23 protein-coding genes, 3 tRNA genes and 1 pseudogene are annotated in these 19,388 nt (G+C 47.5%); 16 read left to right on the top strand and 11 right to left on the bottom strand.

All coding sequences use genetic code 11. The features are described 5' to 3' along the window. Positions 1–33: 33 nt before the first annotated feature. From FTO70_RS01325 to FTO70_RS17990, 4 genes and pseudogenes are all read right to left on the bottom strand, one after another. Positions 34–1,212, bottom strand: a complete 1,179-nt coding sequence (locus tag FTO70_RS01325; protein WP_255333888.1) for a radical SAM protein — start codon at positions 1,210–1,212, stop codon at positions 34–36. 149 nt (positions 1,213–1,361) lie between these two features. Then, positions 1,362–2,248: pseudogene (locus FTO70_RS01320) on the bottom strand (polyprenyl synthetase family protein). Continuing rightward, entirely contained in the window at positions 2,224–2,601 is a 378-nt protein-coding gene (locus FTO70_RS01315) for a cytochrome c maturation protein CcmE (protein WP_255333887.1), read from the bottom strand. Before FTO70_RS01315 ends, FTO70_RS01320 begins: the two are co-directional and overlap by 25 nt. Positions 2,602–2,625: 24 nt before the next feature. After that, the gene (locus FTO70_RS17990) at positions 2,626–2,730 is read right to left on the bottom strand and encodes a CcmD family protein (RefSeq protein WP_369694308.1); all 105 of its coding nucleotides are present in this window, start codon (positions 2,728–2,730) and stop codon (positions 2,626–2,628) included. Positions 2,731–3,739: 1,009 nt separating this feature from the next. On the opposite strand from FTO70_RS17990, the gene FTO70_RS01310 reads away from it, so the two are divergent. Together FTO70_RS01310 and FTO70_RS01305 are read left to right on the top strand one after the other, a co-directional pair. Continuing rightward, a tRNA-Gly gene (locus FTO70_RS01310) sits at positions 3,740–3,811 on the top strand. Between the two features lie 69 nt (positions 3,812–3,880). Further along, positions 3,881–3,965: transfer RNA gene (locus FTO70_RS01305), tRNA-Leu, on the top strand. Between the two features lie 167 nt (positions 3,966–4,132). Here FTO70_RS01305 and FTO70_RS01300 read toward each other — a convergent pair. From FTO70_RS01300 to FTO70_RS01285, 4 genes are all read right to left on the bottom strand, one after another. Continuing rightward, complete coding sequence (locus FTO70_RS01300) at positions 4,133–4,666, bottom strand: phosphatase PAP2 family protein (protein WP_255333886.1); 534 nt, start codon at positions 4,664–4,666, stop codon at positions 4,133–4,135. 238 nt (positions 4,667–4,904) lie between these two features. Then, positions 4,905–6,437 (bottom strand): MBL fold metallo-hydrolase, encoded by a 1,533-nt coding sequence (locus FTO70_RS01295; RefSeq protein WP_255333885.1) that lies wholly within the window; start codon positions 6,435–6,437, stop codon positions 4,905–4,907. Between the two features lie 167 nt (positions 6,438–6,604). Continuing rightward, complete coding sequence (locus tag FTO70_RS01290) at positions 6,605–7,042, bottom strand: DUF123 domain-containing protein (RefSeq protein ID WP_255333884.1); 438 nt, start codon at positions 7,040–7,042, stop codon at positions 6,605–6,607. 144 nt (positions 7,043–7,186) lie between these two features. Then, on the bottom strand, positions 7,187–8,152 hold the full coding sequence (locus FTO70_RS01285) for an ADP-ribosylglycohydrolase family protein (RefSeq protein ID WP_255333883.1): 966 nt from the start codon (positions 8,150–8,152) through the stop codon (positions 7,187–7,189). 150 nt (positions 8,153–8,302) lie between these two features. Here FTO70_RS01285 and FTO70_RS01280 point away from each other — a divergent pair, with 150 nt between their 5' ends. After that, the gene (locus FTO70_RS01280) at positions 8,303–8,665 is read left to right on the top strand and encodes a hypothetical protein (protein ID WP_255333882.1); all 363 of its coding nucleotides are present in this window, start codon (positions 8,303–8,305) and stop codon (positions 8,663–8,665) included. Between the two features lie 98 nt (positions 8,666–8,763). Here the strand turns inward: FTO70_RS01280 and FTO70_RS01275 are convergent. Together FTO70_RS01275 and FTO70_RS01270 are read right to left on the bottom strand one after the other, a co-directional pair. Then, positions 8,764–8,838 (bottom strand) — tRNA-Glu (locus tag FTO70_RS01275). Positions 8,839–9,066: 228 nt separating this feature from the next. After that, on the bottom strand, positions 9,067–10,308 hold the full coding sequence (locus FTO70_RS01270) for a proteasome-activating nucleotidase (protein ID WP_255333881.1): 1,242 nt from the start codon (positions 10,306–10,308) through the stop codon (positions 9,067–9,069). Between the two features lie 472 nt (positions 10,309–10,780). Here FTO70_RS01270 and FTO70_RS01265 point away from each other — a divergent pair, with 472 nt between their 5' ends. The 13 genes from FTO70_RS01265 (at position 10,781) to ftsY (ending at position 19,007) form a co-directional block, all read left to right on the top strand. Next, positions 10,781–11,038, top strand: coding sequence for a hypothetical protein (locus tag FTO70_RS01265; RefSeq protein ID WP_255333880.1), 258 nt, complete (start codon positions 10,781–10,783; stop codon positions 11,036–11,038). A gap of 56 nt (positions 11,039–11,094) precedes the next feature. After that, positions 11,095–11,400 carry a DUF131 domain-containing protein gene (locus tag FTO70_RS01260; RefSeq protein WP_255333879.1) on the top strand — a complete coding sequence of 102 codons (306 nt, stop codon included), beginning with the start codon at positions 11,095–11,097 and terminating at the stop codon, positions 11,398–11,400. After that, on the top strand, positions 11,397–11,753 hold the full coding sequence (locus tag FTO70_RS01255) for a DUF131 domain-containing protein (RefSeq protein WP_255333878.1): 357 nt from the start codon (positions 11,397–11,399) through the stop codon (positions 11,751–11,753). The genes FTO70_RS01260 and FTO70_RS01255 overlap by 4 nt, the downstream gene beginning before the upstream one ends. Before the next feature lie 708 nt (positions 11,754–12,461). Then, on the top strand, positions 12,462–13,736 hold the full coding sequence (locus tag FTO70_RS01250) for an adenylosuccinate synthase (RefSeq protein WP_255333877.1): 1,275 nt from the start codon (positions 12,462–12,464) through the stop codon (positions 13,734–13,736). A gap of 293 nt (positions 13,737–14,029) precedes the next feature. Then, positions 14,030–14,479: a 30S ribosomal protein S19e gene (locus FTO70_RS01245; protein WP_255333876.1), complete on the top strand. Its 450-nt coding sequence runs from the start codon at positions 14,030–14,032 to the stop codon at positions 14,477–14,479. A gap of 96 nt (positions 14,480–14,575) precedes the next feature. After that, positions 14,576–14,944, top strand: a complete 369-nt coding sequence (locus tag FTO70_RS01240; protein WP_255333875.1) for a DNA-binding protein — start codon at positions 14,576–14,578, stop codon at positions 14,942–14,944. 5 nt (positions 14,945–14,949) lie between these two features. Then, positions 14,950–15,558 (top strand): alpha hydrolase, encoded by a 609-nt coding sequence (locus tag FTO70_RS01235; RefSeq protein WP_255333874.1) that lies wholly within the window; start codon positions 14,950–14,952, stop codon positions 15,556–15,558. A gap of 291 nt (positions 15,559–15,849) precedes the next feature. Then, a complete protein-coding gene (locus FTO70_RS01230; RefSeq protein ID WP_082088016.1) occupies positions 15,850–16,005 on the top strand; it encodes a 50S ribosomal protein L39e in 156 nt (51 codons plus the stop codon). An 18-nt stretch (positions 16,006–16,023) separates the two neighbouring features. Further along, a complete protein-coding gene (locus FTO70_RS01225; protein ID WP_255333873.1) occupies positions 16,024–16,293 on the top strand; it encodes a 50S ribosomal protein L31e in 270 nt (89 codons plus the stop codon). A 31-nt stretch (positions 16,294–16,324) separates the two neighbouring features. Further along, positions 16,325–16,984 carry a translation initiation factor IF-6 gene (locus FTO70_RS01220; RefSeq protein WP_255333872.1) on the top strand — a complete coding sequence of 220 codons (660 nt, stop codon included), beginning with the start codon at positions 16,325–16,327 and terminating at the stop codon, positions 16,982–16,984. Positions 16,985–17,042: 58 nt separating this feature from the next. After that, positions 17,043–17,219 (top strand): 50S ribosomal protein L18Ae, encoded by a 177-nt coding sequence (gene rpl18a, locus FTO70_RS01215; protein WP_255333871.1) that lies wholly within the window; start codon positions 17,043–17,045, stop codon positions 17,217–17,219. A 5-nt stretch (positions 17,220–17,224) separates the two neighbouring features. After that, positions 17,225–17,653 (top strand): prefoldin subunit alpha, encoded by a 429-nt coding sequence (gene pfdA / locus FTO70_RS01210; protein ID WP_255333870.1) that lies wholly within the window; start codon positions 17,225–17,227, stop codon positions 17,651–17,653. A 136-nt stretch (positions 17,654–17,789) separates the two neighbouring features. Further along, positions 17,790–19,007 carry a signal recognition particle-docking protein FtsY gene (gene ftsY / locus FTO70_RS01205; RefSeq protein WP_255333869.1) on the top strand — a complete coding sequence of 406 codons (1,218 nt, stop codon included), beginning with the start codon at positions 17,790–17,792 and terminating at the stop codon, positions 19,005–19,007. Between the two features lie 185 nt (positions 19,008–19,192). Here ftsY and FTO70_RS01200 read toward each other — a convergent pair whose 3' ends face one another. Then, positions 19,193–19,375, bottom strand: coding sequence for a PspC domain-containing protein (locus FTO70_RS01200; RefSeq protein WP_255333868.1), 183 nt, complete (start codon positions 19,373–19,375; stop codon positions 19,193–19,195). Positions 19,376–19,388: the final 13 nt, after the last annotated feature.

The following is a 19,388-nucleotide window of genomic DNA, read 5'->3' as shown; positions in this document are numbered from 1 at the left end:
ATGAAAACTTTTTTGAGAAAATTGAAGAACTTTTTATTTAAGCCTGTAAGGAATTTTTGCGCCCTGAGGGATGGTGTGAATATACTCTTGCCTGAAATCAGGGTTGCGCATCATGCAGTATGCTGCATCTTTTTTGTAGGCACTGTGCTTACCCATGCGTTTCCAGATAGTTTCAAGGGGCTCCTCGCAGATGTTTCCGAAGGAAAGAGGCGTATATGCACAGGGCATAACTTCTCCGTCCGAAGCGACGTGCATCCAGCGCTTGCCTGCAAAACAACCGAAAAGTTCCGGACCCATAAAGTAGGGAAAAGCGGTTACACGGGGCCCATCTGGCTTGCTGTTCATGGCTTTCTGGAATTTTTCAAGCCTCGTGATATCCTTTGGCCCGATAACCTCGTCTTCATGGTCAAGCCAGCGTCCGACTGCGATGATCTCATAGATTGAGACTTCATGCATGCCCAGGTCAACGGCAAGGGAATAGAACTCTTCAAGGTCATCAATGTTGTGCGGGGAAACCACCACAAACATGTCGGTCAGGATCCCTGCTGCACCTGCATTCCTGATTCCTGCAAGTGCATCTTCGTATGCTCCTTTCCTTCCGCGTATGCGGTCGTGTTCGGCTTCGAAGGGACTGTCCAGGCTGACCCTGGCAGCATAGAGCCCTGCGGCCTTGAGGGCTTCTGCCCTTTCTTCGGAAAGCTTGAAACCGGAAGTGAAGCAGGTGGCAATTGCCCTGGACTTATCCACCCGGGCAACCATCTCGGCTATGTCGTTTCGCATCATTGTCTCCCCGCCGTCAAAGGAGACCAGGTAAGCCCCGAGGTCCAGGCTCTGGTCCACTGCACTGCAGATCTCTTCAAAGGTCAGTTCCTTTTCCGGTTTGATATCCGCAGCTCCGCAGTGGATGCAGCGGTTAGGGCAGCGGGCCGTTATCCCGATGGAAAACTGGTCAGGGACCCTTTTTTTCCGGATTGCCGCAATTTCCGCACTGATGACCCGACTGAAGACAGGGCCAGGGATAGGAGGAATCCACGTCGAGAAGATGAGCTCGTCCTCACTAACCGAGATAGGTTTTTCCTCCGCAAAGATCCCGTTTATGCGCCTGAGGAAGGGTTTTGCAAGCTGGGAGAGAGGGCCCTCCGCATCAAGCACCACTTTTTCGTTTTCTGTACTGGCATTTACTTTAAGCACCGGACTGTCATATACTCGCATGGATTCACCTGACAAAGTTATTAGCAAAAACTGGAAATTATTTGAGATTTAAAATAAAAAAATCAGAAGATACATTTTAGTTTTTCGTTTGCGCATCGAATTACTGCTTATACAGTGTTTCAATCAGATTCAGGAAGCGATGAAAGACATCAAGCCTTTTCAAGCAGATCAAGGGTCATATAATCAGTAATCCGGAAGAGTTTATCCCGCGCAGGGCACGCCCTGAGAGAGTCCAGGACCTCTTTTGCGGCACGCACATACTTCGTGACTTCTCCAATAGACTTTTGCACGGCTTCCTCTTTAGACATCTTCTTCATGTAGATCATGGGCAGGGTTTCTGATGTGATTTTCGACTCCTTGCCCTCGACGATTTCGAGGAATTCAAGCACGTCGTCCACTATCTGATATGCAATTCCCAGATTCTCCCCAAAGAGAGAGAAACGTCCGGCAAGGGCAGCATCGGCCCCTCCGGAATAGGCCCCGATGGACGCACTGACCGCAAACAGAGAAGCAGTTTTCTTATAGATGCACTCGATGTAATCACTTTCCGTAAACTCCTCACCCTCAAGCTGCAGGTCAAGGACTTCCCCTTCGGCCATGTCCATTCCGGCTTTTCCGAAAATACGGACTACATTTTCCCCAAAAGGAGAGATGAACTCAATGGACCGGGCAATAAGGTAGTCCCCGCAGAGGAGAGCCCTTGAAGGCCCGAATTTCTCCGGGGCAGAAGGCAGGTTCCTTCGGATAAGGCCCTGGTCCAGCAGGTCATCATGGACAAGGGAAGCCGAATGCATCATTTCAATAGCAAGAGCTGCGTCAAGGCTCTTTTCACAAGAGCCGGAGCAGATCTCGCTGGCCAACAGAAGGATGATTGGCCGAATCCGTTTTCCTCCGGAATGACAGACATGCCCCACCATTTTTTTCAGGCGAGAGTCCTCCATTTCCTTAAGGAAGGCCTCAATCCCGGCTTCGACATATCTGTATTCATCCCATTCTTCAATATTCATCGTATTACTCCGTATACTTGGAAGGGCATCCAGTAACGATTTTGTTTGCCTCAAAGGTATCTTCCGAAACCATGGCTCCGCTGATGCTCACCTGCTTTCCTTCCGCAAGGTTAGAGGGGAGATCCCCTACATACTCTACCCGGACCTTCAGGCTTTCATCGTTTTCGTCCCTGAGTTCAAAAGAGGTTGCCCCGGGAGACAGTTCGATACTTCCGTACTCCACAATGCCCACGGCATTTACCTTCTGCCCTACATGGGCCTGGGGGTCAGTTAGAAGTTCGGATACCGAAAGGTACCCTCCTGAATCAACGCCGTACAGCGCGATAAGGGTCACACCGGCAATAAAAGCAATTGCGAGCAGTGTTTTCTTTTTTTTATTCATCTAAAACCCCGTATAACGCGATCATTACATTAACTTTTTGTTGAGCTTCGCACGCTCCCTGAACAGAGAGAGAATATACGCAAGAATAAGGAGCCAGCTGAGTGCAAATGCCAGAATAACAGGTTCCATTCCAATCACATCTTCTACAATTTACCGTATCGCTTCAGACCCCGAGGGCGAGCTTCGGAGGCATAAAGATAAAAGCTTATTTTGAAAACTTATGCCTAGACCTATATAAGGATATATATTCTTAATCAGAGAAATAAAATTCTGAGGGAGAAAGCCGGGAGGAGAAGCGACAACCTCAACTCTACCACTAACAGAATTGATAATATATACAAGTTAGGAGCGTAATATAGCAATAAATATCATACAGTTTTGATATAACAAGTAAAATTTAAAAGTGAGAAAATAAAAATAAAAAATATAAAAAGAAAGGGAATATTAATACCTGTAAAAGAGAAAAAATAACCGATTTTCAGGGAAAATTGCGCCTTAAACTTACTCAATTAGATTATTTTGTTGAAGGTATATTTAGAAGGATTTATCCCCTAATATACACGTCAAAAAATGTATTTTTGGAGAAACAAGGTTAACAATATAATAAAAACTACAATTATAAAATAGATTGAGTAATAATTCCAAAATTATTACCACTGAAGCTATAGAACCTATTTTTTTGCCCGGGAATAAAAAATACTCTCAACAGGAGTCAAAGATTTCAGCAAATCTCTCCAGAGGTCTGCACAGCCCAGGATTCACCCCAAATAACCCGTTGAAAAACCCCTTATGTGAACATCGGGCCCCTCCAAAAGAGGTTAACATTAAAATATAAATTCAAAGCCCAATTTTGCAGCATGAATTTGAAGCCTGAATTTTGTGGCCTGAAGCTACAGTTACCAGATACAACATGTACCGGTAAAAAGGCCGTATTCTTTTGAGTTTAACGTCCCTGTGAAATGTACGGGATACAATCCGCACCCTTCATATGAAGAAAATGAAAAGAATGAAGAATAACAAAGACAAAATAAGGAGAAAACAAAAGAAATTTAGAAATAACCGGGTAATATAAAAAAGAATAAAAGATGTCAAGCGAAAACATTATATCTGACAAATACCTCTAGATGTGTTGCAGTTCGCGTTGATGGTCTAGTGGCTATGACTTGGGCCTTCCAAGCCCAAAACCCGGGTTCGAATCCCGGTCGGCGCATTTAACCCTTTTCAAATAATTTTGAATTATCTCTTCTCTTATTTTACCCGAAATAAAGACACCATTAGTGCGAGGGTTGCCCAGCCAGGTCAAAGGCGATGGGCTTAGGACCCATTTTCGTAGGAATTCGTGCGTTCGAATCGCACCCCTCGCATTTCACTTTGCATAAATCTGGAACCCTAAAAAGCTCTTATTTGCCGGACCTTTTGACCTGCCCTCAATAACCTACAGACCTTCTGTTTTTACCTGCCTGTCTATATCGGACTACCCCATTTAAGAAGGAAGTCAGGCAGCCCCATTTCCCACCCCATTACTTATTGCTTACTTTTTATTTTCCACATCAGGGAAAAGAATATCCCGCAAAAAGCCGGAATTTACCAGCCACTTTTCCATATACAACCAGAAAAACCCAAGCATGCAGCCCAGCACTGCCCCCACAAGAACGTCCGAAGGATAGTGGACTCCTATAAAGACCCGGCTCAGGCTGACCAGCACGGCGAAAATCCAGATAAGCAGCTTGAACTTCCCTGCGCGGGGATGTAAAAAGACTGCCGAGGCAAAAGACATCAGGGTATGCCCGCTTGGCATGGAATACCCGGTAGTGCAGGTAACGAATCGGACATCTTCAGGCCGAGGGACTGCGAAAATAGGCTTAAGGACCATTGCCAGAGCCCAGGCCGAGTAAAGCACGGCAAGATAGAGGAAAGTATCCCCCCTACCCCGGAAATAAAAAAGTAAAACAAGAATGAGAAAGAGGAAATAATCGAATCTCAGGCTTATGAAAAGCATAAACCGATCCAGGAAAGAAAAAGAATTAAGGGCCAACAATACCTGGTAATCAAACCCGGAAAACATGAACAGAAAAACTCCTTTTTTATTTTTACACCATATTCAGGCCGGAAAAAGAATTTATTCCCCATTTCCATGTAGTTTAACTATTTCCGATTCCCTGTTTTTAAACCACTTTCGGCACCCTGTTTTTAAACCATTTCTGATTATTACTGCTGTTCTCTTAATTACTCACTCCCCTCTTATTTCACTTTCTACAGCTTTCTGCCACATATTTCCTGAACTGCCATATTTCCCCCTGAACTCACTTTATACACTTTCCTGCCACATACCTCTCGGAACTTCCGAATTCAATAAATTTTCCATTCTCAAGGACGGAAATCGCGCCGTGCCCGCAGCAGACCACGCACTTCTGTTCCTTTCCGGCAAGAGCCTCATTAAGTTCGGAGATAAGGGATATGAGGGCATTTCGCTCTTCCCGGGCAAGCTTGCTGTCCACATTCACGGAAGTCATCAAATAGTCCGCAAGGACGTTGTACTCGGTCCGCTCCGGGCTGAGGCTCCGGAAGTTGATAAGAGTATCTTCGGGAAAGAGCAGCCCCTCTTCCGGGCAGAGATAGAGGACTTCCCCGTGCATGTGCCCTCCAAGCCCCTGCAGGGCTTCAAATTCCAGGCCGCCTACAGAGAAACGGGCAATTACAGGGAAAGCACCCCGCATCTCGATTCCTTCGCCTGAAGCCGGCAAATCAGGGAAGAGTTCGAAGTTTTCAGGGGGATTAAACCTAGAAAAAAGGTTAATCATCTTTGTATAAACTTCTTCAAGGATGCATTCCTGATGAGTCGAACCATAAGCCCTGCTTGTTTCCCTTGCGACCTTCAAAGTTTCCCTATTGAGGAAAGAAGGGGCAGGGAAATAACCTGCAGCCCCACAGTGGTCGGCATCCGCGTGGGTGATGTAGATTCTCTTAAGCCGTGTAAGGTCGCCGAGCCCGTAGTACTGGAGCAGGTTCACAACATCCTGGAAGTAGATCCCGTATCCGGCATCGATCATTACCCTCTCGCCCGGAGTGTCAAAGAGATAGATGTTGCCCCCGCAGGGAAGCTGGAAGCAAAACAGTTCGAGACCATCCCGTATCGTGACCCTCTGGACATCAGCATAAAAGCCTTCCCCTGAAGTCCGGTTCAGGGTCTCCCCGACCTTCAGGATACTTTCGAAGACCTCTTTTGGATCCTTCCCCAGGTTTGAAAGTTCCTGGGCAATGTGGTTAATGTCCTGCAGGAACCGCATAAGAAAAACGTCTTCGGCATCCCCGATAAATGTCCTCAGTTTCTGGGCAAAGCGCAGGTAAAACACCGTATCGTCAAGCTTTTCCCCGGTTGTATCGTATTCCACGATCTCGAGCCTGTACCGGGATTTGAGCACATTCAGGAGGGTGTCGATAAGCTCCGTGTTTTCAATGTTCAGGCTTACAACCAGCCTTTCCGGGTGCTGCCCCCGGTCATCGAAGTCCAGGAAGGTGATATTCGGCCCTGCAGAGGTAAGGTGGTCCAGAAACTTAAACAAAGCACCCGGCCTGTTCGGAAGGTAGATATGGAACTTCAGGAAAGCTACCGGCTGCAGGGAAGTCTGGAGGTAGCCGATTTTTTCCAGCTCCTCCATGATTTCTCCATAGGCCCCGGGAACACATTTCACTTCAAAAAATACGGTATTCCGGTCAATCCTCCGGTCATACTGGATCCTGGTAATATTCCCTTCGTGCCGCGTGATAATCTCGACAGCCCTGTGAAGGGCGCCGGGCCTGTCCGGCATGCAGGCGATAAACGAGAACTGTTCCATGAGAGCCCACCTGGTCAAATAACACTCGGTCCTCTTCCTTTCAATAATTCAAATAGAATCCTGCCTTCCCTTAAGCTTTCCTGTATTATATTGGAAAGGGGAAATAAAAATAGATAGAGTAAAAATAAAAAGAAAAATGAGATAATCAAAAAATAAAACCGGCCAATTCAAATTTTAAAGACAAAGGCTGAAAGCCCGAGGTCCTCAAAAGCCCTCACCAACTCAGGAAGCGGGTTATCAGGCCTGTAAAAAAGATGAGACCCGCACTTACAGTCCGTGCACCCGAAACCCGGCACGGAATCTCCCCCTATCCTGCAGGCAAGTATGCACTCAAGACGGTCGGAGGCAGGGGCACAAACTGCCGAAACCAGGTTGAATGCAGGGCCAAGGTGCAGATAGTCCACATGCCACCGGGGGTTCCTGTCCCGGTCCCGGGAAAGGGCGATGTGCCTCAGGACGCGCTTCAGGCCGCCGGGCCCGAGAGCCGAGCCAACATAGATGTGAAATCCTTCCCGAAAGGAAAACTCGCCCTTCTGTCCTACCGTAAGCGTACACCCCCGGTTTTCAAAGATAAGGCAGTAGACACCCTTTTCCGAAAAATCCATTTCATGGCCCCATTTTAAAGTTTTCAAGCCTTTAAGATGCACATCTTCAAAGATGTATGTACTTACTTCTGAAGAGTACGGAATTCTGAAGAGTGCGGTAACGGGATTTAAAGCCCTTGAAGAGGCTTAAGGCCCATGAGGGGCTTAAGGTCCCGGGATTCCGGAACCTCCTGAGGAGACCTCAAGATACTTCCCCAGCAGCGGCCCGACCATTGCTTCGAGCTCCCCTTTCCATTTGAGGGCTTCGACCCAGACAATAGGCACCGCGTCAATTCCCAGCAGGGCACCGAGGATGCCTCCGGCAACACTGGCCACGGAATCCGAGTCCCCGGTAATGTTCACGGCAGTTTGGACCGCCTTTTTGTAGTCATCGGGATAGCGCAGCATGCAGAAGTATGCCATTGCAAAGGTCTCATCCGCATACCAGCCCTGACCAATTTTCCTCAGAGCCCCTTCATCATCCAGGCCCCCATAAGCCAGTTCATAAGAACAATTAAGAGCTTCCGTGAACTCTTCCGAAATCCCTTCCGTGACTTGAAGGAGAGACCCGAACATGTCTACGGGTTCAACACCGTCAAGGGCGAGTTTTACGGCATATGCACCTGCAATGGATGCCGCATCTGCGGTGGGGTGGGAGTGGGTCATTTTCCCTGAGAAAGAAGCTGCCCTGACAAGCCTCTCCGAATCATTCCGGTAGATGAAGCCCAGAATTCCCACGCGCATGAGGCTGCCGCAGGTTTTAGACTCAATACCGGACTCACCCCTATCGGTCCCGGCCTTGAGGCGAAGTGCAGCACCTTTTGAGGTTGCACCGGCCCCAAGGTCTGGCTCATCCAGCCACAGGACAAGTTCCTCTGCAATCTTATCCATAAGCTCGGAAAGTTCAAGTTCCGCCCCCCGCAGCAGTCCCCGGGAAAGGACAAGCATGAGCTGGGTATCGTCAGTCCAGGGGGAATTTGGGGAGAGCTCAAGAATACCCCTATCCCCGTACTTTTCTTTAATCTGCTCAAGGGAAAGGTGCTCCACAGGGCGCCCGAGGGCATCTGCACAGGCGCTGCCGAAGAGGTAACCCCGGAGTTTATTTTCGATATCGATAGGTCTTGAGTCCATATTTACCAGTTATTTTGTTTTCCTGCAATTAATCGCTTTTAGATTAATACTTTCACCCCGGGAACATAAACAGGATATGCATTGAAATGAAAATAGAGAAGATGGGTACATCGATAAAAGAATATAAGATGTAAAAGGGGGAAGATTTCATTGTCAGACGGCGGTTTTGATGTAGATGATCATATAAGAACTAGAAGGTCAGAGGAAAACCTGTCCGGAGTAATTGCAGACCCGATAACTAAACAGCACGTCAGCTTTCCATCGGTTCCGAAGTCAGAAGATGTGAGTAAAACAAGTGAACAGGAAACTCACAAAAATAGAAAAACAGCACCCACAATACAGGAAACGGCGAAAGAGGATTATAAATGGATTGCAAAAGGGGACACATATCCTGTAAAAGATCTGCTTAAAAAAGCCGGGATGCGCTGGGACAGGAAACACAGGGAATGGTACAGTTATAAAAAGCCGGATGCCAGGATAGAAGGCATTTATATCATGAGAAAAAAGGCATAAGATACACTTTTAAGCGAAGCATATTAGAAAGTGAACCCAGTGCAAAATCATAAATTAATGCAAAAATCGATGTGAAAAATTAGTGTAAAAAAGTTAAGTGCTCCGATGGGGATTTGAACCCCAGTCGCAGGAGTGAGAGTCCTGAATGATTGGCCGAGCTACACTATCGGAGCACGCTGTCACTTATTCTTTGCTGCTCAGGCAGCATATCTTCAAGTGATTTATAAAATATAAACCTTTCGACTGAAAGTGTAAAATAATGAAATAACTGGTGGAAGAAGGGCCGGGAGTGGACAGCGTCCTTACCCGGCGCACAACTGAACGAATAAATTTTCTTTTTACTTCCAGCCAGAGCCGCAGTCTGATTCAGCTTTCTGAAAATCAGCATTCAGAAAAGCCGGTCACACGAACATGGCCTGCGGGATTGAGGGCTCTTCGGTGTTGACAACCTTTTCGTAGGCCTTCAAAAAGTCCGGCATTGTGATCTGCTTGCCACGCCTGCGCAGAACGAAAATCCCGGCTTCCTTGACAATGACGCTGAGATCTGCCCCGCTCATGCCAGTGGTAACTTTTGCGAGCTTTTCGAAATCCACGTCATCGGCCAGTTTCATCTTGCGGGTGTGGATCTTCAGGATCTCGACCCTTCCCCGCTCATCCGGGAGAGGGACTTCGATTGACCTGTCAAACCTGCCAGGGCGGAGGAGGGCAGGGTCAAGGAGGTCGATCCTGTTGGTGGCGGCAATCAACTTCACGTTGCCCTTGGAGTCAAAACCGTCCATCTCGGCAAGGAGCTGGAGCATCGTCCTGTTTACCTCAGCCGAACCGCTTGTCCCGTCATAGGTCCTCATGCTACCCACAGCATCGATTTCATCAATGAAGAGGATGCTTGGGGACTTGTCCCGGGCAAGCTGGAAAATGTCCTTTACGAGCCTTGAGCCTTCCCCGACGAACTTCTGGACCAGGTCTGAGCCGGACATCCTGATGAAGGTTGCCTTGGCCTGGGAAGCGATCGCCTTTGCAATCAAAGTTTTTCCAGTACCTGGAGCTCCGTGGAGCAGGACCCCGGAGGGGGGTTCGATTCCCAGGTCCTCGAAGAGTTCAGGCTCGGTAAGCGGGAGTTCCACACTTTCCCGGACTTCCTGGAGCACGTCATCTATCCCGCCGATCATGCTGTAGTCAATGCCCGGAGAATTGATAAGTTCCATTACCTGGGCCCTGACATCGGCAGCCCGGCTGACGATAGAGATGATAGAGTAGGCACCATTTACCGCAACCCGCATTCCGGGCTCTATCTTTCCACGGCACTCCTCAGGGATCTGGGTCAGGACTTCCTGATTGTTGCCGTGCTGCCTTATGAGGGCAATATCCCCGTTTACCTCAAGAATGGTGGCTATGAAGAGAGGAGGCTCGGTAAGCTGCTCCAGGTGGGCTTTTAACTTGTTAATCTCCTGAAGGTGCCTGCCAGTGGCGACGCTGGCTTCAAGTAGCCTTGCTTTCATGTTTTCATTCTGGACTTTCAAGATTTCGATTTCGGTTAAGAGAGATTTCACATCTTCAGCTTCAATCTCCCCACACTCAAGTTGAGTTTCTACCCTGGTTTTAATATCTTCCAGGGAAGACCTTAGAACACTGTCTTCTGACATTGAAAACACCTGTTTTATCTAATTAGACTGATTTGGTGATAGGTTTAGTGTCAAGATGGTGACCGGTTTACTGTTGATTAAGTAACCGGCTTTCAGTTATTTAGCAAAGAATTTACCGATTGATTTAACGATTTGACGATCATGAGTGTCTGTTCGATGATGAGTTCCTGATTATAGATTCCGGCCAGGCAGTTGCCGAAACTCAAAGGCACAAAGCCTTTGAAAATGGAAGCTTGAAGGAAACATACGGTTCGTAACTCAACGCATGCATCAGATTTGTTTTCAGACACCAGAGAGTCAGGATACACATTGAAAAGGCTTTCTCATACTGCCAGCTTAATATAAACATACCGGAAATATATACCACCATAATTATAAAAAGGATATATATAAGTTCCTGTGGCAACTGCAGCCCACTTCCGCACTTACACTTAATCGCGCTTACACTTAATTCATCTTAAGGCGTACAATTATGGTAAGGTATACAATTAATAAATATCGATTCTTTCCATATTATAAAACCAGGAATTTTGCTATTTTATTCGAAATGGCATTCCCGGATTTCCGGCTCCTGAGCCCTCAAAGAAAACCTGTATTAATAGCTCCCGCCCGAATGGAAAAGAGATATATAATAATTACCCTCGGAAAAACGGGCAGGCATTGGCCGGAAAGAGGTAACCTGGAGAACCCCTTTAAAAACAAAGCGGAATTTGTTTTGCTTTGCATTTAATATATATGAACTTTATTTATAATTTACCGATTAGAATAAAAAAAAAGAAGGAGTCGATGACAGCCCTAAAAAATTCAAAGGATACATTTAATAATAAAAGCACAATATCACTTCACATGCGAACCTCGGAAGATTTTCTAAAAGTAGGCGCAACAGTCACATTTATTGGATTTATGGTAGTAGCATTAGGTATAGTCCTCACAATATTACAGCATCCTGGAAGCAGCCAGATGGGCGGGCTTATAATGCTCGGGCCTATACCGATTGCCTTTGGTTCATCGCCTGAAATAACGACAAATATGTTAGGACTCGGGTTACTAATAATGATTCTCTATCTATTCTTATGGAAAACTAAAAGATGATCGGAAACGTTCTTGTTTTAATCGGAATCCTCATCATATTCATCGGGTTTTTGATCCTCATGTTAGGCACGGTTCTCGGAACCCGCCCGAACACCGAATGGGAAAAAAGCAAACGAAGGGACCCATTCGAAAAAGAAAGTTATTCTAAAAGGACATCTGATTTTGAAAGAACCCGAGATGGAAACTCCCCGGAAAGAAAATCCGAATCAAGGATCAAAGGAGGGGGAGTTATAATGCTCGGACCCATCCCCATCATATTCGGAAGCGACGGGGATAGTGCAAAGACTGCAGCAATCCTTGCAATTTTTCTTATGTTCCTTGCCCTGATCATGTTCAGAGGCACACTATCCTGAAAAACGAGGGAATTGTGAAAGGGCATTTCCGCCTTTAAAGATAAATTCAGCTTTTCTCAGACCTGTCCCAGGGACTTCTGCAGAGGAAGCTCCGAACAGATAACAGGCATAAAAAAAGTGTACATAACCTCCAACGTACATAACTCCAAGAAATAGATTACATATTTTAGGCCTGAAGAGTTTACCCGGAGAGTAACAAATTACCGAATATTGACAAATTTGCAAGTAGATTTTGCATGATATTGTACAGGTAGATTTTGCATGACATTGTACAGGTAAATATTACACGATATTTTACATGTGTATTATACATAGTGTAATACATAGTGTTACATACACTGGATACATACCTGACTTCAAAGTCCCATAGAAATGGCCCCATTTTTTACTCCCCAGACTTGAAATCCCGAATTTATTTCTTACCTCAAGTCTTCAAAACTCGTACATGGAACCGTATAGAACATGCATCTCCCAGAAGAGAATTGATTCCTGAATGGGACCAAGGAGTTAGCTGCCGAATGCAATGATTTCCGGGAGAGACTACAAAGGGTCCGTCACTCAGGGGAGAGTCATGAATCACAGTAATATAATATTTAATGTTGTGTTTTTCCCGTCTCTTCAAGCCGGACAAATCAGAATCTGGCCAGGCAAAGCTCCAGGAAAAACTAAACAAAACCTTATTAATGATTAAGCTAGAATCAGGGCTCTATGTTCACAATAATCACAGGCGCGCAGTTCGGTGACGAAGGGAAAGGCAAGATTGTAGACCTTCTTGCAAAAGATTATGATGTTGTTGCACGTTTCCAGGGAGGAAACAATGCAGGCCACACGGTCAAGGTAGGAAGCGAGGTGTACAAACTGCACCTGATTCCTTCAGGAATCCTGCTCGAGTCCAGGGTACTGATAGGCCCGGGGGTTGTCCTGGACCCGGAAGTCCTTATGGAAGAAATCGAAATGCTCAAAGGGCATAAAGTAAGGGTGGACCCGGCAAAGTTAGGGATTGATGCCAAGACAAGTATTATTATGCCCTACCATATCGAGATGGACGGGCTCCGGGAAGCTGCAAGGGAAACGAAAATAGGGACTACAAAGCGCGGGATCGGGTATGCATACATCGATAAGGTCGCAAGGGATGAGGTCCGCCTGGCCGAGCTTGCGGACAGGGAGCGCTTCCTTGCCAGGCTCGAAGAACTGGCCCCCCAGAAAGAAAAGGAAATTGCAGTTATGGGAGGAGACCCGAAGCTTGTCAGGGACCCTGCCCTGATAGAGAAATATGTGGAACTCGGAAAGCAGCTTGCTCCTTTCATGACCGACGTGTCAAGAGAGATCAACGAAGCGCTTGATGCCGGGAAACACGTAATGGCCGAAGCTGCCCAGGGCACTCACCTTGACGTCATCCACGGGACCCAGAAATTCGTGACATCTTCTTCTACAATTGCAGGCTCGGCCTGTGCCAACCTGGGAGTAGGGCCCACGAGAGTGGGTAATGTAATAGCTATCGTAAAAGCCTATATCACAAGAGTAGGTGAAGGCCCCCTGCCCACAGAACTTTCAGGAGAACTGGGAGAAAGGCTCCAGAAAGCCGGAGGAGAATTCGGGACCACAACCGGCAGGGGTAGGAGATGCGGCTGGTTTGACCTCCCCCTCCTGAAAAAAGCCATCGCCCTTAACGGGTACACGGAAATCGCCCTTACCAAACTTGACGTGCTCACAGGACTTGACCCGGTCAGGATCTGTACGGGTTACCGCTTTAATGGAGAGGGCACTGCATACCCCCCCGAACTTACAGAAGAACTGGCGGAGTGCGAACCAGTCTACGAGGACCTTCCGGGCTGGGAAGCTGACCTTACAGAGGTAAAAGCCTTCGAAGACCTTCCGGAAAACGCCCGGAACTACGTAATGAGGCTTGAAAAGCTAATGGGAGTGCCGGTCCGCTACATCTCCGTGGGCCCGGGAAGAGCACAAACCTTTAAAAAAGAATAACGCCATTAGTAAACCGGTTCGATACTCTTACCGAAAAGAGTATATAATAACCAATAAGTTTATCAACCTCATTTCCAGTTTAGACTAGATCATATTAACCGGCATTATCGGGCCTGAAGGCCCAAATTCTAAGAGTCCATAGAGTCCAGCGATACATGCCAGCAATTTGAACTCCCAAAAGAGTATAGAGTTACCTCATTTCGGGAGAAAAGAGTTACATCCTTTCCGGATTCGGGAAAAATCGGCAATTTCCCGGCCCAGCAAAAATAAAAGTAATTTAAAAGGAGAAGAGTATGACAACCGTATATGACGTCCCTGCACTGGAACTGATCGAAAAGGTTGCAGGCATGCTGAAAGAAAATGATAAGGTAGTTCCCCCTGAATGGGCAGAGAACGTGAAAACCGGAGTCCACAAGGAACTTCCCCCTACTGCAGACGACTGGTGGTACATCAGGTGCGCAGCAGTTCTGAGGAAAATATATGCTGACGGGCCTATCGGAATTGAAAGGCTTAGATCTGTATATGGCGGGAAGAAAGACAACGGCTCAAGCCCCTACCACAAGGCAAAGGGCAGCGGCTCGATTGCCCGGAAGGCCGTACAGCAGCTCGAAGCTGCAGGTTTCCTGCAGAAGGTAAAGGACGGGCGCACAGTGTCCCCCCAGGGGCGCTCCATGCTCGACAACGCCGCTTACGAGCTTAAGCAGGAACTGATTGAAAAGATCCCGGGACTTGCAAAGTACTAAAAAGTAATTCCTTCCGAAAGGGACCGGAGAGATTCAGGACCCTTTCTTATACAAATTAACCCAATCCGGATTGTTCCAAGAAACCGGTTTTTTTCGGTGATTACCATGTCTACAATGGATGATGAATTAGAAGAGCTCCGAAAGAGACGGCTTGCAGAACTCCAGAAGCAGCAGGTGCAGCACCAACAGTCGGATGTGCAGGCGGCTTACCAGCAGGAACAGGCCAAAGCTGAAATGGAGGCACAAAAGCAAGCCATCCTGAGGCAAATCCTGACCCCTGAAGCCAGGGAACGCCTGACAACCCTTAAGATGTCAAGGGCAGCCCTGGGGGAACAGCTTGAAATGCAACTGATATCCCTTGCACAGAGCGGTAGGCTCCAGTCTCAAATCGATGATGAACAGCTGAAAACGCTCCTCATGCGGATGCAGCCGAAAAAGCGCAAGACGTCCATTACTCGGGTCTAAGCAAAATGAAAGCCTCGGTCCTCTTTAGCGGAGGCAAGGACAGTTCGCTATCTGCGCTTTTGCTGGAACCGTTTTTTGAGATCGAACTTGTAACCTGCAATTTCGGGCTGCTCCCCACAGGAGAGGTCGCAGCAAAAACCGCAAGAGAACTGCACTTTTCCCACCGGGTACTCTCCCTTGAACGAAACATTCTGGAAAAAGCATACCAGATGATAGTAAGCGACGGTTTCCCGAAAAACGCAATCAATTATATCCATGAGAAAGCCGTCGAAACCCTTGCTTCGGACCCGAAAGTGAAATTTGTTGCGGACGGCACCCGAAGGGACGATAGGGTCCCGGTGCTTTCGACAGCACAGGTAAGGAGCATTGAAGACAGGTTCGGGACCCAGTATATCTGCCCTCTTAAAGGGTACAGCAGGAAGGCCGTGAACATCCTTGTCGAGCGCTATCTGGTAATTGAAGAAGGGCCGAGTGAAAGTACCCAGAAAGCGGATTATGAAACAGAGCTTCGGGAACTTATCCGGCAGAAGCAGGGAGAGGAAAAAATCCGTGAACTATTCCCGGAACATATCCAGTCCCATGCCCTTGCCAGAAAAGAGAGGCTTCTGAAGTAAATAGAAACAGGTAACAAAAAGGAGCAGGTAACGTCAGAGGTCAGGGAGTGTCCGGAAGGAAAAATTCTGGATTAAAGATTTATACAATAATCAAGTATATTCAACCCCTGTACTGCTGCAGGTTAACCAGAAACTCTTATCGAATTTATCGGACATATGGCTTGGAGCCTGTGTGTTTCAATCAGGCGGGATAGCCCAATCGGATAAGGGTTAGATCACAATCAGCTATTACCGGATACAATCAGTAAATTGAAGAATTAAATCGCTTACAGGTTAACAGGTGTGATCCACTTGAGTCATAATATGAAAGGACAGAAGAAACGCCTTGCAAAGGCGCATAATCAGAACACACGAGTCCCTGTGTGGGTTATTGTGAAGACAAACCGGAAGGTAGTAAGCCATCCGAGGCGCAGGCACTGGAGAAGAAGAAGCCTTGATGTGAAATAAGAGACGTAGGTGGGTAAAATGGCAGACGACATGGTTAAAGAACAGATTTATACTGTCCCCCTTAGAGTGATCAAGAAAGTCCCTAGCTGGAAAAGGGCCAACAGGGCAGTAAGTGAAGTAAGAAGTTTCCTTGGGAAGCACATGAAAGTAGAGCCTTCCATGGTCAAACTGGACAAATCCATCAACGAACGCCTCTGGGAGAGAGGCTGCGAGAAAGCCCCGCTCTCCATCCGGGTCCGCGCTGTGAAATTCGCAGACGGTGAGGTACAGGCGGAACTTGCCAAATAAATAAAAAGAAGAACGCGAAGCGTCAAAAGATATGATTCGAACAGTGGATATCTACGATAACCCATTGATCGGGGTCTTTGCAACCTGCACCGAAGACGTTGCCCTGGTTCCCCCCCGGACAAATCCCGAAGTATGTGCCATACTTGAAGAGTTGCTTGGTGTAAGGGTCGTTGAGACCCTTGTAAACGGGAGTGTAGTTTTGGGTTCCCTCTCCAGAGGGAACTCGAACGGCTTCCTGCTGCCTCACGGCGCCAGCGCTGAGAAGATGGAAAAACTTACCGGAGTAACTGTGGGAATCCTCCCGGACAAGCTGAATGCGGTGGGAAACATTGTGCTTGCAAACGATTCTGCAGCCCTTGTGCACCCTGAGCTGTCTGACGTCGCTATAGAGACAATTGCCAGGATTCTGAAGGTGGAAGTGTTCAGGGGAACTATTGCCGGAATAAAAACCGTGGGGATGGCGGGAGCCGTTACAAACAAAGGCCTCATGGTTCATCCAAAGGTGACCCCCTCGGAAAGGGAACTCTTAGAAGAGGTCTTCGGGCTTCCGGTAGACATAGGGACAACGAACTTCGGGACTCAGATGCTTGGCTCAGGCCTGCTTGTCAATTCGAAAGGATTCGTTGCAGGCTCGGAAACCACAGGGCCCGAACTAGGGAGAGTCGATGAAGCCTTCGGGTTCATTGAATGAACATCATATCATCCGTCTGTTCCCGATTAAAGCTACAGTAAGAGCATGGTGATTTATGATGAAGAATTTTGTTGTCAAAGGCAAATTTAAAGCAGGACTTACCTGGGAAAAATTCACAAAGACGATCGAAAGCCAGAATGAAAAGAATGCGCAAGATAAGGTTTATTCGATCTTCGGAAGCAAGCACGGAATCAAAAGAAGCCAGGTAGAGATCGAAAGCATCGCCGAGGAGTGAAGGACATGGCGGAAGTCAGTGAAGAGATCAGAAGTCTGGCAGCCAGGCACCAGGAATTCCAGAGACAGGCTGAAGCTCTTCAGCAAGAAATGAGCATGGTGCAGGCATCCATTGCAAGCTGCGACCAGACCATCGTGACTATCAACGAGTTGAGAAAGGCCTCAGAAGAGGGCAAGACCGCAGAAACGATGGTTCCGCTTGGTTTTGGCTCATTCATCCACGCAGAAATCAAGAATGCGGACAGGGTCATCGTAAACCTGGGAGCAGGATTCAGCGCAGAAAAAACTGCAGATGAAGCTATCGAAACCCTGAACCGGCGCAAGGAGCAGCTTACAAAGATCCTTGAACAGATGAACGCTTCACTGACTAAATTCGTGCAGGGAATGCAGGCCCTGGAAGCTGAAGCTGCAAAACTTCAACCCGGACAGGCCTGAAGAAATCCAGGCCCGGTTCAGGCAAACAAGAACTGGTTCAAAGATAAGGAGTTCGAAGAATTCGAAAACCTTATCTGAAATCAAAAATTTAAACTCATTATCTATTTTTTATTGAATTTTTTTCGGGATTGGTCCTGTGTTCAACAAACTTAAAGAGAAACTCGGGAACTTTAAAAAGGCACTCAGCAAAACGATTGACGAAAAAGCAGTAGCTGTAGAACCCGACGTAGAAGCCCTTGAATCAGGGGAGGAATTTGCGCCGGAAGCCGAAGAATTCCCTGAAGAGGCAGTAGAGGCAGAAGAAAGGGAAAAAGCTCTCGAAGAGGCTCAGGAAGAGAAAGGGCCCGAAACCGGACCGAAAGCACCTTCAAGCCCCACTGCTGCCAGAGCCCGAACCGGAGAAAAGAGACCCGGAAAAGAAGAAATCCTTGCCGAGAAAAAATCGTTCTTCAAAAAGGTCCCGAAAGTGGGACTTGCGCAGAAGGCAAAAGCCCTAGTCTTCAGCAGGGAAGTCTACCTGGATGACAAAGACCTGGAAGAACCTTTATGGGAACTTGAGATGGCACTTCTTGAAAGCGACCTTGCCCTCTCAGTGTCCGAAGCAATTGCTGAATCCGTGAAGAACCAGCTTGCAGGCACCACAAAGCACATTGGGAAGGATACCGGGGCAATCGTTGAGGAGGCACTGAAAAAAGCTATTCTCGACGTGGTATCTGCCAACACCTTTGATTTCGACGATTATGTGAAGAACAAACAGAAACCTGTTCACATTGTCTTTGTGGGAATTAACGGAACCGGGAAGACCACATCAATCGCAAAACTGACAAAGAGGCTGCTTAATTCCGGCTACTCCGTAGTCCTGGCTGCAGGAGATACCTTCAGGGCAGGCGCCATAGACCAGCTCGGGATCCATGCCGACCGGCTCGGGGTAAAGATGATAAAGCACCAGGCAGGAGCCGACCCCGCAGCAGTCATTTACGATGCTGTCCAGTACGCAAAAGCCCACAGGATCGATTTTGTACTCTCGGACACCGCAGGCCGCATGCACACAAATCTGAACCTCATGGCGCAGATGGAAAAAATCTGCCGGGTAAGTTCCCCGGACCTTATCATCTTCGTAGATGAGGCCGTAGCAGGAAACGATGCGGTTGAGAGGGCTGCCCAGTTTAACGAAGCCGTGCCCATTGACGGGTCCATCCTTACAAAGATCGATGCTGACGCCAAGGGCGGAGCTGCCATATCCATTGCCTTCATCACGGGAAAGCCCATCCTCTTCTTCGGGATAGGGCAGGGGTATGAAGACCTTAAAAAATTCGATCCGGAATGGTTTGTGGGCCAGCTTTTCAACCAGTAAATTTACAATAAGCCCTGAGAACTACCCTTCCCGCCAGCCTTCGGCTGTCCAGGAAGGGACTTCCCCCTTTATGCCCACTTTATGAACTGAGTTTCCCGGAAATATTCCGGAATTCCATCATTCCGGAAGAAAAAAAAGGAAGGAAAAAAGGAAAAAATAAGGGGAAGAGGAAAGGAAAAACTGTTTCAGGGCTCTTCCGGGACAATTATCCAGGCAATGATGTACGCCACTATTCCGGCCCCTCCGCTCAAAGAGAAAAGTACCCAGAGAAGCCTTACGAGAGTCGGGTCGATATCAAAGTATTCACCTATGCCGCCGCAGACGCCAGCTATCATCCTGTTCTTTCTTGAACGATACAATTTATTCATTTGCTCACCATTT

Origin of the sequence: Methanosarcina sp. KYL-1 (assembly GCF_024372725.1) — an archaeon.
Lineage (GTDB): Archaea > Halobacteriota > Methanosarcinia > Methanosarcinales > Methanosarcinaceae > Methanosarcina.
Note: the sequence above shows the minus strand (reverse complement) of the source record. Positions and strands in the feature narration are given on the sequence as shown.

Bases quoted from the DNA above. Each gene is read 5' to 3' on its own strand.
- FTO70_RS01235 (WP_255333874.1), top strand. From the start codon at position 14,950: ATGAAAGCCTCGGTCCTCTTTAGCGGAGGCAAGGACAGTTCGCTATCT.
- FTO70_RS01260 (WP_255333879.1), top strand. From the start codon at position 11,095: ATGACAGCCCTAAAAAATTCAAAGGATACATTTAATAATAAAAGCACA.
- rpl18a (WP_255333871.1), top strand. From the start codon at position 17,043: ATGAAGAATTTTGTTGTCAAAGGCAAATTTAAAGCAGGACTTACCTGG.
- FTO70_RS01315 (WP_255333887.1), bottom strand. From the start codon at position 2,601: ATGAATAAAAAAAAGAAAACACTGCTCGCAATTGCTTTTATTGCCGGT.
- FTO70_RS01300 (WP_255333886.1), bottom strand. From the start codon at position 4,666: ATGTTTTCCGGGTTTGATTACCAGGTATTGTTGGCCCTTAATTCTTTT.
- FTO70_RS01245 (WP_255333876.1), top strand. From the start codon at position 14,030: ATGACAACCGTATATGACGTCCCTGCACTGGAACTGATCGAAAAGGTT.
- FTO70_RS01265 (WP_255333880.1), top strand. From the start codon at position 10,781: ATGGTAAGGTATACAATTAATAAATATCGATTCTTTCCATATTATAAA.
- FTO70_RS01200 (WP_255333868.1), bottom strand. From the start codon at position 19,375: ATGAATAAATTGTATCGTTCAAGAAAGAACAGGATGATAGCTGGCGTC.
- FTO70_RS01220 (WP_255333872.1), top strand. From the start codon at position 16,325: ATGATTCGAACAGTGGATATCTACGATAACCCATTGATCGGGGTCTTT.
- FTO70_RS01325 (WP_255333888.1), bottom strand. From the start codon at position 1,212: ATGCGAGTATATGACAGTCCGGTGCTTAAAGTAAATGCCAGTACAGAA.
- FTO70_RS17990 (WP_369694308.1), bottom strand. From the start codon at position 2,730: ATGGAACCTGTTATTCTGGCATTTGCACTCAGCTGGCTCCTTATTCTT.
- FTO70_RS01295 (WP_255333885.1), bottom strand. From the start codon at position 6,437: ATGGAACAGTTCTCGTTTATCGCCTGCATGCCGGACAGGCCCGGCGCC.
- FTO70_RS01225 (WP_255333873.1), top strand. From the start codon at position 16,024: ATGGCAGACGACATGGTTAAAGAACAGATTTATACTGTCCCCCTTAGA.
- FTO70_RS01285 (WP_255333883.1), bottom strand. From the start codon at position 8,152: ATGGACTCAAGACCTATCGATATCGAAAATAAACTCCGGGGTTACCTC.
- FTO70_RS01270 (WP_255333881.1), bottom strand. From the start codon at position 10,308: ATGTCAGAAGACAGTGTTCTAAGGTCTTCCCTGGAAGATATTAAAACC.
- FTO70_RS01255 (WP_255333878.1), top strand. From the start codon at position 11,397: ATGATCGGAAACGTTCTTGTTTTAATCGGAATCCTCATCATATTCATC.
- FTO70_RS01290 (WP_255333884.1), bottom strand. From the start codon at position 7,042: ATGGATTTTTCGGAAAAGGGTGTCTACTGCCTTATCTTTGAAAACCGG.
- FTO70_RS01250 (WP_255333877.1), top strand. From the start codon at position 12,462: ATGTTCACAATAATCACAGGCGCGCAGTTCGGTGACGAAGGGAAAGGC.
- pfdA (WP_255333870.1), top strand. From the start codon at position 17,225: ATGGCGGAAGTCAGTGAAGAGATCAGAAGTCTGGCAGCCAGGCACCAG.